Here is a 13,160-nt window from a genome sequence, read left to right as displayed (position 1 = left end):
AGGGGAATGAGTGTTTATAATTTTTGTGCGGGTCCTGCGACTTTGCCACCTGATGTAATGAAAAAAGCACAAGCTGAGTTTTTAAATTGGCAAGATATGGGGGTTTCTGTGATGGAGATCAGCCATCGCAGCGAGCCTTTTTTAGCTGTAGCGGCGCAAAGTGAAGCGCGTTTACGTCGTTTAATGAATATTCCAGATGATTACGCTGTGTTATTTATGCATGGTGGGGGTCGTGGTCAATTCTCTGCTGTGCCATTAAATTTGCATGTTGAGGGTAAAGCCGCTGTTTATTGTAACAGTGGTGTATGGTCGCAGGGTGCGCTCGATGAAGCTAATAAGTTTATTGAAACGGTGAATATTAACGTTCGTAAAGACACAGCGACTGGTTTTGATGTCACTCCTGCAAGTGATTGGAATCTACCTCTTGATGCTTCATATGTACATTATTGCCCGAATGAAACAATTGATGGGGTTGAGTTATTTGATGTGCCTAAGCATCCAACTGCGCCAATTGTAGCTGATATGTCGTCAAATATTTTATCGCGAGAAATTGATGTTAGCGCGTTTGATTTAATCTATGCGGGCGCGCAAAAAAATATCGGCCCATCAGGTTTAACTATCGTTATCATTAAAAAATCATTATTAGAGCGTAAAGGATTGCCACGCCCTGGTATCTTAGATTATAGCCTTGAGCATAAGCAAGGCAGCATGTTTAATACACCACCTACCTTTGCTTGGTACCTTGCCAATGAAGTATTTGCATGGCTAGAAGCCCAAGGTGGTGTTAAAGCTATGGAAGCAATAAACAAACAAAAAGCCGAATTACTATATGACTTTATTGATCAAAGTGGTTTTTATTCCAACAAAGTAGCTAAACATTGCCGTTCACTGATGAATGTGCCTTTTTGGTTAAATAATGAAAAGCTGAATGATTTATTTCTAAGTCAAGCTAATCAAGCAGGCTTATTAGCATTAGAAGGACACCGTTCTGTTGGCGGTATGCGTGCAAGTATCTATAACGCGCTGCCTCTTGAAGGCGTACAAGCATTAGTCGATTTTATGGCTGTATTTGCAAAGGAAAATGGCTAATGGAATCACTACTGTTAAAAGCAATTAACAAAGTAAACGGCAGTGTGACTTTACCTGGCTCTAAAAGTTTATCAAACCGAATTTTACTGCTCGCTGCATTATGTGAAGGGGTAACTCAAGTTGATAATCTTTTAGATAGCGATGATATTCAGCGCATGCTTGAAGCACTTGCGTTGCTTGGTATTAAAGTCGAGCTTAATGAAACTAAAACAACCGCATTAGTTTATGGTACTGGTGGAAAATTTATTCAGCCAGAGCAAGCATTATTTTTAGGCAATGCAGGCACCGCGTTTCGTCCACTGACGGCTGTTCTTGCCGCCTCTAATATCGATACCAAGCTCACTGGCGAGCCTCGGATGAATGAAAGGCCAATTGGTCACTTAGTTGATGCCCTTGATGCGTTAGGTGCAAATATTACCTACCTAGAAAATAAAGATTATCCGCCACTTAAAATACAGGGGCAGGGCATTGAAGGTGGTGAAGTTGAAATTGATGGCAGTATATCAAGCCAATTTTTAACCGCTTTACTGATGGCCGCGCCACTATTTACCAATACTACAACCATAAAAATCAAAGGCGAATTAGTATCAAAACCTTATATTGATATCACGTTAAATGTAATGAAACGCTTTGGTGTTGTAGTTACGAATGATAATTATCAAACATTTATTATCGAAAAAGGTCAATGCTACCAATCACCAAGACAAATTATGGTTGAAGGGGATGCTTCATCCGCTTCTTATTTCATTGCAGCTGCTGCGATTAATGGTGGGTGTATTGAAATAAATGGCGTAGGTAAAAGCAGTGTTCAAGGCGATATTGCTTTTGCAGATGTGATTGAGCAAGCGGGTGCGAAGATAACTTGGTTCGATAACAAGATTGTAGTTGAAAAAGGTCAACTTTATGGCGTGGATTTTGATGCTAATGCCATTCCTGATGCTGCAATGACAATGGCTACAGTCGCTTTATTTGCTAAAGGTAAAACCGCGATTCGTAATATTTACAATTGGCGAGTGAAAGAAACTGACCGCTTAAATGCGATGGCAACGGAGCTGCGTAAAGTAGGTGCTATCGTTGTCGAAGGACATGATTTTATCGAAATCACCCCACCTGATGTTATCGAATTTGCGACGATTGATACTTACAATGATCACCGGATCGCGATGTGTTTTTCAATGGTAGCGGTCGGGGGACATGATATTGTTATCAACGATCCTAAGTGTACTCATAAAACATTTCCTACTTATTTTGAGACCTTAGCAACAATTAGTAATTAATTTTATTTATAAAATTGTATGAAAAGAGCGATAAATTTTACTTTATCGCTTATAATGCGCCCGACAATTTTTGTATGCATTGGTGGAGGTTTAAATGCAGGCAATAGAACCGGTGATCACTGTTGATGGTCCAAGCGGCTCTGGTAAAGGGACTGTCTGTCGTTTGTTAGCTAATAAGCTAGGCTGGGACGTGTTAGATAGTGGTGCAATTTATCGAGTGTTGGCATTAGCCGCAATACATCATCAAATTGCAGATTCAGATGAAACTGCACTTGTACCATTAGCTGCGAATTTAGATGTACAATTTTTGATTGACGCTGAAAAAGGAATTGGAAAAATAATTCTAGAAGGCGAGGATGTCACTAAACGAATTCGTAATGAACAAGTAGGTGGCGTGGCTTCTAAAGTAGCTGCATTACCTCGTGTTCGTGAAGCATTATTGAGACGACAACGTGCATTTCGTAGCGACAAGGGCTTAATTGCCGATGGCCGTGATATGGGCACCGTTGTGTTCCCAGACGCAAAATTAAAAATATATTTAACAGCCTCAGCTCAAGAGCGAGCAAATCGCCGCTTTAACGAGTTGAAGGATTCGGGTCTTGATGTTAAAATCGAAGACTTGCTGTATGATATTCAAGCTCGTGATGAACGAGATATGAATCGCAGTGTAGCACCTTTAGTGCCTTCAGCAGATGCGATTATTGTTGATACTACGTTGCTAAATGCAGAACAAGTATTCAACAAAATATATGATTTATATAAAGAATCACTTTAATCTACCTACAGCGAACATAAAGGATTGTGGACGCTAAATAAACAACCCCATGCGGCAGGATGTCCAATTGGTGATTAATATTTTAGAGACGTATCTAGTATGTCAGAAAATTTTGCGCAGTTATTTGAAGAAAGCTTAAAAGGTTTTGAAGCTCAACAAGGTTCAATCGTTCAAGGTACAGTTATTTCAATTGAAAATAACATTGTATTAGTTGACGCTGGACTTAAGTCTGAAAGTGCAATTCCTGCCGAGCAATTCAAAAATGCTGCTGGTGAACTAGAAGTAGCGGTAGGCGATGTTGTTGATGTTGCTTTAGACTCAATGGAAGATGGTTTCGGTGAAACAATTCTTTCTCGTGAGAAAGCAAAACGTCACGAAGCTTGGATCCGTTTAGAGAAAGCATGTGAAGAGCAAGTAACAGTTATCGGTGTTATCAACGGTAAAGTTAAAGGCGGTTTCACTGTTGAAGTGGATACAATCCGTGCATTCTTACCTGGTTCATTAGTAGATGTGCGTCCAGTACGTGATACAACACACCTTGAAGGCAAAGAGCTTGAGTTTAAAGTTATCAAGCTAGACCAAAAGCGTAACAATGTTGTTGTTTCTCGTCGTGCGGTTATTGAGTCTGAAAATTCTCAAGAGCGTGATGAACTTCTAGCTAACTTAATTGAAGGCCAAGAAGTTAAAGGTATCGTTAAGAACCTTACAGATTACGGTGCGTTCGTTGACTTAGGTGGCGTTGATGGTCTTCTACATATCACAGATATGGCTTGGAAGCGCGTTAAACACCCATCTGAAATCGTTAACGTTGGTGACGAAATCGCTGTTAAAGTATTAAAATTCGACAAAGATAAAACTCGTGTTTCTCTAGGTCTTAAACAACTTGGCGAAGATCCATGGGCAGCTATCGCTGGTCGTTACCCAGAAGGTTCTAAACTTACAGGTCGTATCACGAACTTAACTGATTACGGTTGTTTCGTTGAAATCGAAGAAGGCGTTGAAGGTTTAGTACACGTTTCTGAAATGGATTGGACTAACAAAAATATCCACCCTTCAAAAGTTGTTAGCTTAGGCGACACAGTTGAAGTTATGGTATTAGAGATCGATGAAGAACGTCGTCGTATTTCTTTAGGTCTTAAGCAATGTATCGCTAACCCATGGCAAGAATTTGCTCGTCTACAAAACAAAGGCGATCAAGTTACTGGTAAGATCAAATCAATCACTGATTTCGGTATCTTCATCGGTTTAGACGGTGGTATTGATGGTCTAGTTCACCTTTCTGATATCTCTTGGAATGCTCCAGGTGAAGAAGCTGTACGTGAGTACAAAAAAGGCGACGAAATCACAGCTATCGTATTACAAGTTGACCCAGAGCGTGAGCGTATCTCTTTAGGCGTTAAGCAAATTGAGAGCGATCCATTCAATAACTACCTAGACGCCAATAAAAAAGGTGCTATTGTTAAAGGTAAAGTTACTGAAGTAGACGCAAAAGGCGCTACAATTGAAATTTCTGAAGGCGTTGAAGGTTACATTCGTGTAGCTGATATTGCTCAAGAGCGTGTAGAAGATGCTACTACAGCTGTTTCAGTTGGTGATGAAGTTGAAGCGAAATATGTTGGTGTTGATCGTAAAAACCGTACATTAAGCTTATCTGTTAAAGCTCTTTTCGAAGCTGAAGAGAAAGAAGTTTTAGAGAAACTTAAGAAAGAAGAGCCAGAGTTCGAAAATGCTATGGCAGCTGCTTTCAAAAATGCACAAAAAGACTAATATAGTCTAAAGCAGTGGAAGGGCGAAAGCCCTTCCTATTATCACGTTAAGGAATAAATATGACAAAGTCAGAACTTATAGAACAATTAGCTGAACAACATCCACAACTTTCTGCCAAAGACGTAGAAAACTCAGTTAAAGAAATTCTTGAGCAAATGGCGGATTCATTATCTGAATCTCAAAGAATCGAAATTCGTGGTTTTGGTAGTTTTTCTCTTCATTTTCGCGCACCACGAGTAGGCCGCAATCCAAAAACGGGTGATACAGTTGAGTTACTTGGAAAGTATGTGCCTCATTTTAAACCTGGTAAAGAGTTAAGAGACCGTGTAAACGAAAGTTTGAACAACTAAAATCGGAGTTTTATGTTGTTTAAATTAATTAAGCAAATATTTATATTGCTTATAATAGTAGTGGCTTTCTTGATTGGTGCACAAAACCCTCAAATTGTTACTTTAAACTATGTTATTGCAAGTATAACAATGCCTCAGGCTATGGTTATTAGTCTCAGTTTTAGTGTCGGTTTAATCGCAGGTTGTATTATAAGTTTTAAAGTTTTTACTTCATTAAAATGGCATAATTATCGTCTAAAGCGACAAACAAGACTAGCTCATCAAAAAGATAGCTAAAACATGATAGAACTATTATTTCTATTATTGCCTATTGCAGCTGGTTACGGTTGGATTATGGGACGCAATAGTGCCAAATCTCAAGCTCATATTATCAACCGCCAAATTACCTCCCAATATAGCAAAGGTTTAAAGTTTCTCCTCGATCGGGAGGAAGATCAAGGTTTAGAGCACTTAATTAATTTGCTAGAAGTTTCTGCTGACTCTGTTGAGCATTATTTGACATTAGCAACTATGTTTCGTCGCAGAGGTGAGCTGGACAGGGCGATTAAAATACATGAGCTTTTACTTAAACAACCTTCTTTAGATGCAGCTACCTTAGAAAATATTGTAATTGAGCTTGCCGAAGATTATATCATGGCTGGGCTATTTGATAGCGCAGAGCACCACCTATTAAAATTACTATCTCATGGCAATTGCCGAGCGATTGAATTGTTATTTGGTATTTACCAACAAACCAGTGACTGGCAAAAAGGTGTCAGTCTATATGAGTCCTATCCTAAGTTATTTATTAAATCCCAACAAAAAATTGCAGTCGCTAATTTCTATTGTGAACTTGCACTTGAAAAACAAAATACAAAAATAATTAAAAAAAGTCTTAATTTAGATCAGCTAGTTGTAAGACCTCTATTTGAGCTCGGAAAAAGTGCTCATAACCGTGGCGATTATGTCAAAGCAATTTCTTATTGGCGCGATTTACTGATCCAATCTCCTTTTTACGCCCCAATATTTATTTATGAACTTGAGCAATGTTACCAACAATTGAATTTACTTTCTGATTTTGAAAAATTAATTGTTGCAGAAGTAAATCGTGGCGGTGTGATGATTAAAATTCGCTACTGTAAATTTCTAATCGAGTCTGAGCAGACCGAAGAAGCAATTTTATTTTTATCACAATCTTTGCAAAAACATCCGAATATTCGAGGGTTCAGCTATTTATTGGAATTAGTCGCTTCTAAAAATTCAGATATTAATGACTTAATTTCAAAGTTGAATCAATTAGTGCAATCTTATATTGCAACCAAATCTGAATTTCAATGTAAACACTGTGGTTTTACAAGCCACACTCTTTATTGGTCCTGCCCATCATGTAAACACTGGGAATCTATAGTTCCAAGTCGTGGTTTAGATGGTTTTTGATAGGTAAGTTATGTCACACTTAAATGATCCAAAAGTATTAATAGCGCTTGATTTTGATGATGAAGAAGCTGCGTTGAACTTCGTGAATCAATTATCACCTCAAGATTGTCGCTTAAAAGTTGGCAAAGAAATGTTCACCTATTTCGGCCCTGAGTTTGTTAAAAAGCTGATAGCTAAAGATTTTGATGTTTTTTTAGATTTAAAATTCCACGATATTCCAAATACTGTTGCTAAAGCGGTAGTCGCTGCTGCTAAGATGGGTGTCTGGATGGTTAATGTTCACGCAAGTGGCGGGCCTGAAATGATGATAAAGGCAAAAGAAGCATTACTGCCATTTGGTGAAAAAGCACCATTACTTATTGCCGTAACGGTTTTAACGAGTATGGATGCTGATGAATTATCTCGATTAGGTGTAACTAAAAGTCCTCAAGAGCAAGTTTTATATTTGGCAACACTTGCTAAACAATCGGGATTAGACGGTGTAGTTTGCTCAGCACAAGAAGCGAGTAGTTTAAAAGATAAATTTGGAAAGAATTTCAAATTAATAACCCCAGGGATCAGACCGCAAGGAAGTGAAATTGGTGATCAAAAAAGAATAATGACACCTAAATTAGCACTTGAAAATGGAAGTGACTACCTTGTGATAGGTCGGCCAATAACTCAAGCAGAAGATCCAGTTGCTGCACTGGCTGCAATAAATTTATCTCTTTAAATTTCTTAATTTTTTAGTTAGTTTTTGTCATTAAATATGGCACAATAATTATTAATATAAAAACAATAATTATGTAGTGCCATATTATGAAGTATGTTTTAGCCTTAGTTGCAATTTCAATCGCCAGTTACCTTTACTATCAAGAAATGAAAATAGAACAAGCCAAAGAGCAATATAGTTTATTATTGCAAAAGCTTGATTCAACCAAGGTAAATACCCTTGAGATAAAAAATGCGTTATCGTTAAAATTACAAGTCAGTTGCAATGAAGCGCAAGAGCAGTTGCTTAATCAAGGTTCAACGAAGGAAGAGTGTCTTTCTTATTATCAAAGTTTTAATCAAGAATGTTTAGACAAAGTATTTCGTCTTGCACCAATCGAGTTATCGAGTAAGAGCGAATTTATGGATTATGCAAAGCGCTACCAGCGATGTATTTTACCGATTGATTTAGCGAACATTAGTGCGACTTTTTTATAACATAAAGGTTTAACTAAATTTTTTAAATCAAAACAAAAAAGGAGAGCTAATGCTCTCCTTTTTTTAATGGTTTTAAACAACTTACTTTAGAGAAATATGTGTAGCTTCAATTTCAATAAGACCTTGTTTATACAAACCACCAATTGCTTTTTTATAATTAGCTTTACTGGTAGCAAACAACTTTTTAATTTTTTCGGGATCAGATTTATCACCTAACGCTAAAAAACCATTTTGCTTATTCAATTCATCTAAAATCTTCTGAGAGAGCGAGTCTATCTTTTCCATTCCTGGTTTTTCTAGAGTGATATCGAGCTTATTGTCCTCACGAATTTTTCGCACAAAACCTTTAAATTTTTGACCCGGGAATAATGGACGAAAAACTTGATCATGATAAATAATTCCCCAATGGCTCTGATTTACAACTGTTTTATAACCTAAATCAGTTTTACCGGCGATGATCAAATCAACTTCTTGTAATGGAATATAATTAGCAGGCGTTTTGTCTAAAAATTTATTTAATTTTGTTGAGCCACACATTCTGCCACTGGCTTTATCTAAATAAAAATGTATCAGGTATGAGCGGCCTTGCTCTAATTTTGGACCTTGCTCATTAAACGGGACTAATAAATCTTTATCAATACCGATATCAACAAATGCTCCAGTAGAATTTATTTCTTTCACGCGTAACAAACAAAAGTCGCCAACTTGTGCATGAGGTTGTTTGGTTGTTGCCGTTGCTACACCTTTTGAATCCAGGTAAACAAATACTGAAATGATAGAGTTTGCTGATGCATCAGCTGGGACTTCGGCATGAGGTAAAAATACTTCACCTAATTCTAAACCATCAAGATATGCACCTTCAGGGGCAAGTTCAGTAATGGTGAGTGAATTAAACTTTCCTAAAGATGGCATTAAATATTCTCCGATTTTGGTTTGCGACGTAGTGGGGCATGGCCATCTATATCAAAAGGTTGTGCTATGGCTTTCTTGACAGCTGGTTTTATTGTACGTTTTGGAGCAATGGATTTTTTTGGTGCCGCTACTTTGTTGGCAATTTGTTTTTCACCTAGTTTAGGCGTTTTAATACCTTTAAATTTTGCAGCTAGTCCATCAACAGTTAAGAAGGTTATTTCATGTTGTAAGAAGGCTTTAATTGCGACAAAACTATCCCAATCTTTTGGTCCGACAAATGAAATCGCATGACCTTTAAAACCAGCTCGGCCTGTGCGACCAATACGGTGCACATATTCTTCTGCTTGTTTTGGCAAATCAAAATTAATAACATGAGTTACATTGAGTAAGTCTAAACCCCGTGACGCGATATCCGTGGTGATTAATACTTGAGATTGACCGCGACTAAAACTATCCATAATCGATAAACGTTTGCTTTGAGGCATATCACCCGCAAGCGCTTGAGAGCTAAGACCTTTACCAGAAATTAACTCGCTTAAGCGGTAAGTATCTTCACGAGTTGCAGTAAATACGATGCATTGACCAATATTTGGCTTCGATAAAAAGTGCGCCAACAGCGCTTCTTTATGCAGCAAGTTATCAGCAAAAAACATATTCTGAGTAATATCAGTATGCTCTTCATTTGATTGACTTAACGTTACTTTTTTCGGTGATTTTAATAAGTTACGACTTAAAGCATCTATTTGGCTGTGCTCAAGCGTAGCCGAAAACAATAACGTTTGACGTAAACGATGATTAGCTTCGGTATTAATTAAATCAATTTCAGCTTTAAAACCAAGATCCATGATGCGGTCTGCTTCATCTATGATCAAAAGCTCAAGCCCCGCTAAAAAACATGATTTTTGTTTTATGTGATCAGCCAAGCGCCCAGGAGTGGCGACAATGACATGAGGATCTTTTTTTAGCGCTTTAATTTGGTCATTAAAATTATCACCACCTAAAATTTTCGTGGCGACAATGTTTGAACCCGCCACCAATAAACGCAATTGTGCAAACACTTGATTAGCAAGTTCACGAGTTGGAGTTATGATCACAGCACGTGGATCACGTTTACTCAACGGTTTTTGTTTAATTATTCGTTGAAGAGCAGGGACTAAAAAGGCAAGCGTTTTACCTGAACCTGTTTTTGATTGAACAAATAAATCTTGGCCTGAAAGTGCAACAGGTATTGCCTGCTGCTGTACATCGGTCGGGGAAGTAATTCCTTGATGTGCTAATTGCGTTAACAATCGTTTATCAATGCCAAACTCTTCAAATAACAAAATAGAACTCCAAAATAAATCAAACAAAAAGCGCGATATTGTACATTAACATCATAGCAGCTCACAGCTTAATTAGAATTTTTTGCGTTTTAGCCTGACTTAGGTAGAATATGCGCCCTCAATGCGCCGGATTTACGATTCGGTTTCGGTTAATTCCAAAAAATGCAAACTAAGTAGGTTATTATGTCTTCACAATTTGTTGTCTGTGCTCTATACAAATTCACAGCTTTACCAAACTTCGAGTTATTACGTCAACCGCTTCATGATGTGATGGAACAAAATGAAGTAAGAGGCACTTTGTTACTAGCTTCCGAAGGGATCAATGGCACAATTTCAGGTTTACGTGCTGGTATTGATGCGGTTTTAACATGGTTAGATAACCAAGATAATTTAAAAAATATTGTGACAAAAGAATCATTTGATGAAACATGTCCGTTTTACCGTACTAAAGTCAAACTGAAAAAAGAAATCGTCACTATGGGTGTTGAAGGCATTGATCCGTTAAAAGTCGTCGGAAGTTATGTCAAACCTGAGGATTGGAACGCATTAATCTCAGATCCAGAAGTTATTTTAATTGATACTCGAAACGATTATGAAATAGAAATCGGTACATTTCAAAATGCGGTAGATCCAAAAACAAAAACTTTTAGAGAATTTCCAGCCTGGGCAAAAGAAAATCTTGATCCACAAAAACATAAAAAAGTGGCGATGTTTTGCACTGGTGGGATCCGCTGTGAAAAATCAACGGCCTATATGAAAGAGCAGGGGTTTGATGAAGTGTATCACCTTGAAGGTGGTATTTTAAAATACCTTGAAGAAGTGCCTAAAGAGCAAACCATGTGGCAAGGTGAGTGTTTTGTTTTTGATAACCGTGTTGCGGTTGATCATGATTTACAAAAAGGTAGCTATGATCAATGTCATGCTTGTCGTATGCCTATCACTGAAGACGAAAAACAATTAGCAAGCTACATGGAAGGGGTATCGTGTTTACATTGCCATGATGCATTATCTGAAGAGCAAAAATTACGTTTTGCTGAACGTCAAAAGCAAGTTGAACTTGCTAAGGTACGTGGTGAAGGTCACATTGGCCATGAAGCTCAAGTGGCATTAAAACAACGTAAAGAAGAAAAACAGCAAAAGAAAGACCTACAACGTAAAAAATCAGCTTAGAGATTAAATACAGTAGTAGAAATTTAAATTATGTTTGATGGTGTAATCAAGCTTAATAAAAAAGCCAATTGAGTAATCAATTGGCTTTTTTGTAACTATTTTGTTTTGTTATAAGCATCATTATGAACACCAGCAGCTCGACCAGAAGGGTCTGCATTATTGGCAAAAGACGCATCCCAAGCCAGAGCTTGTGGTGTTGAACAGGCGACTGATTTACCAAAAGGTACACACAATGCAGCTGCATCACCTGGGAAATGTTCTGCAAAGATACAACGATAGAAATAAGCTTCTTTGCTGTCAGGTGTATTGATTGGAAATTTAAATGCAGCCGATGCAAGCATCTGATCGGTCACTTGCTCAGCGACATATTCTTTTAGAGAATCTATCCAGCTGTAGCCGACACCATCAGAGAACTGCTCTTTTTGACGCCACAATACTTCATGAGGTAAATAACCTTCAAAGGCTTGACGTAAAATATGCTTTTCAATTTTGCCATTTTTACCGCACATTTTAGCAATTGGGTTGACGCGCATTGCGACATCGACAAACTCTTTGTCTAAAAATGGAACCCGGGCTTCAACACCCCAAGCGGCCATAGATTTATTGGCGCGTAAACAATCAAATAAATGCAGTTTTGAGACTTTTCTATTTAGCTCTTCATGAAACTCTTTTTCATCAGGCGCTTTATGAAAATACAAATAACCACCAAATAGCTCATCGGCACCTTCACCAGAAAGAACCATTTTAATTCCCATCGCTTTTATCTGGCGCGCCATTAAATACATTGGCGTAGAAGCGCGAATAGTGGTGACGTCATAAGTTTCTAAATGATAAATCACCTCTTTTAACGCATCAATTCCTTGTTGTACTGTAAAAATAATTGGGTGGTGCACGGTACCAATCATATCTGCAACTTTTTGTGCCGCCGCTAAATCAGGAGAACCTGCAAGCCCGACAGAAAAAGAGTGAAGCTGAGGCCACCAAGCATTCGAATTATCATTATCTTCGATGCGTTTAGCGGCAAAACGTTGGGTGATAGCTGAAATAACTGACGAGTCTAAGCCGCCCGAAAGCAATACCCCGTATGGAACATCACACATTAATTGACGTTTAACCGCGGCCTCTAAAGCAACTTTAACGTCTTGAGCAGTGGCGCTATTGTCTTTGACAGCGTCAAAGCTGGTCCAGTCACGCTGGTAATAGGGGCGTAATTCACCATCTTGACTCCACAAGTAATGACCTGGTGGAAACTCTTTAATATGGTTACAGATTGGTGATAACGCTTTTAACTCTGAGGCGACGTAAAAATTGCCATGCTCATCGGTACCTGTATAAAGCGGAATGATACCGATGTGATCACGACCAATTAAATAGGCATCTTGTTCTTCATCATACAAACAAAAAGCAAAAATCCCATTAAGGTCATCTAAAAACTCAGGGCCTTTTTCTTTATAAAGAGCCAAAATAACTTCACAGTCTGATTCAGTTTGAAACTCGAAATCAACCTTTAGATTTTTTGCTAATTCTTTATGATTATAAATTTCACCATTCACCGCTAAGATGTTTGTTTGCTCAGGGTTATAAAGTGGCTGAGCACCACTTGTAACACCAACAATTGCTAATCTTTCATGGACTAAAATCGCTTTTTCAGACGAATATACTCCAGACCAATCGGGCCCTCGATGCCTAAGTAACTTTGACATCTCAATTGCTTGGCTACGTAACTGGATTGGGTCTGACTTGATGTCTAACACCCCAAAAATTGAACACATATGGATTCCTCATTCCTACGACAACATATTTTTAAATTGTTTTTAACAGATATATCGAGTTAAGTCACACCTGTTTTACAAAATTAATAGAATAAGATAGCGCCAAAAATTTGAGGTGGTTT

General features: G+C 38.0%; 13 protein-coding genes. 10 read left to right on the top strand and 3 right to left on the bottom strand.

What is annotated here, in order from left to right:
* Nucleotides 1-6: 6 nt before the first annotated feature.
* From serC to PTUN_RS08985, 9 genes are all read left to right on the top strand, one after another.
* The gene (gene serC / locus PTUN_RS09025; RefSeq protein WP_009839940.1) at nt 7-1,089 is read left to right on the top strand and encodes a 3-phosphoserine/phosphohydroxythreonine transaminase; all 1,083 of its coding nucleotides are present in this window, start codon (nt 7-9) and stop codon (nt 1,087-1,089) included.
* Nucleotides 1,089-2,366, top strand: a complete 1,278-nt coding sequence (gene aroA, locus PTUN_RS09020) for a 3-phosphoshikimate 1-carboxyvinyltransferase (protein WP_009839939.1) — start codon at nt 1,089-1,091, stop codon at nt 2,364-2,366. Before serC ends, aroA begins: the two co-directional genes overlap by 1 nt.
* 94 nt (nt 2,367-2,460) lie before the next feature.
* A complete protein-coding gene (cmk, locus tag PTUN_RS09015) occupies nt 2,461-3,141 on the top strand; it encodes a (d)CMP kinase (RefSeq protein WP_009839938.1) in 681 nt (226 codons plus the stop codon).
* Nucleotides 3,142-3,240: 99 nt separating this feature from the next.
* Nucleotides 3,241-4,908, top strand: a complete 1,668-nt coding sequence (gene rpsA / locus PTUN_RS09010; protein ID WP_009839937.1) for a 30S ribosomal protein S1 — start codon at nt 3,241-3,243, stop codon at nt 4,906-4,908.
* 59 nt (nt 4,909-4,967) lie between these two features.
* Nucleotides 4,968-5,258 (top strand): integration host factor subunit beta, encoded by a 291-nt coding sequence (gene ihfB, locus PTUN_RS09005; RefSeq protein WP_009839936.1) that lies wholly within the window; start codon nt 4,968-4,970, stop codon nt 5,256-5,258.
* A 12-nt stretch (nt 5,259-5,270) separates the two neighbouring features.
* Nucleotides 5,271-5,534 (top strand): lipopolysaccharide assembly protein LapA domain-containing protein, encoded by a 264-nt coding sequence (locus tag PTUN_RS09000; RefSeq protein WP_009839935.1) that lies wholly within the window; start codon nt 5,271-5,273, stop codon nt 5,532-5,534.
* A 3-nt stretch (nt 5,535-5,537) separates the two neighbouring features.
* A complete protein-coding gene (gene lapB / locus PTUN_RS08995) occupies nt 5,538-6,674 on the top strand; it encodes a lipopolysaccharide assembly protein LapB (RefSeq protein ID WP_009839934.1) in 1,137 nt (378 codons plus the stop codon).
* 10 nt (nt 6,675-6,684) lie between these two features.
* Nucleotides 6,685-7,386, top strand: a complete 702-nt coding sequence (gene pyrF, locus PTUN_RS08990; RefSeq protein WP_009839933.1) for an orotidine-5'-phosphate decarboxylase — start codon at nt 6,685-6,687, stop codon at nt 7,384-7,386.
* 86 nt (nt 7,387-7,472) lie between these two features.
* Nucleotides 7,473-7,862, top strand: a complete 390-nt coding sequence (locus PTUN_RS08985) for a hypothetical protein (protein ID WP_009839932.1) — start codon at nt 7,473-7,475, stop codon at nt 7,860-7,862.
* A gap of 81 nt (nt 7,863-7,943) precedes the next feature.
* Here the strand turns inward: PTUN_RS08985 and PTUN_RS08980 are convergent, their stop codons facing one another.
* Together PTUN_RS08980 and PTUN_RS08975 are read right to left on the bottom strand one after the other, a co-directional pair.
* Nucleotides 7,944-8,774 (bottom strand): CvfB family protein, encoded by an 831-nt coding sequence (locus PTUN_RS08980; RefSeq protein ID WP_009839931.1) that lies wholly within the window; start codon nt 8,772-8,774, stop codon nt 7,944-7,946.
* Nucleotides 8,774-10,096, bottom strand: a complete 1,323-nt coding sequence (locus tag PTUN_RS08975) for a DEAD/DEAH box helicase (RefSeq protein WP_040644142.1) — start codon at nt 10,094-10,096, stop codon at nt 8,774-8,776. Before PTUN_RS08975 ends, PTUN_RS08980 begins: the two co-directional genes overlap by 1 nt.
* Before the next feature lie 183 nt (nt 10,097-10,279).
* Between PTUN_RS08975 and trhO the strand changes: the two genes are divergently transcribed.
* Entirely contained in the window at nt 10,280-11,266 is a 987-nt protein-coding gene (gene trhO, locus PTUN_RS08970; RefSeq protein WP_009839929.1) for an oxygen-dependent tRNA uridine(34) hydroxylase TrhO, read from the top strand.
* Between the two features lie 95 nt (nt 11,267-11,361).
* Here trhO and asnB read toward each other — a convergent pair whose 3' ends face one another.
* Entirely contained in the window at nt 11,362-13,038 is a 1,677-nt protein-coding gene (asnB, locus tag PTUN_RS08965; RefSeq protein ID WP_009839928.1) for an asparagine synthase B, read from the bottom strand.
* Nucleotides 13,039-13,160: the final 122 nt, after the last annotated feature.

Origin of the sequence: Pseudoalteromonas tunicata, from assembly GCF_002310815.1 — a bacterium.
Taxonomy (GTDB): domain Bacteria; phylum Pseudomonadota; class Gammaproteobacteria; order Enterobacterales; family Alteromonadaceae; genus Pseudoalteromonas; species Pseudoalteromonas tunicata.
This window is presented reverse-complemented; position numbering and strand designations above follow the sequence as displayed.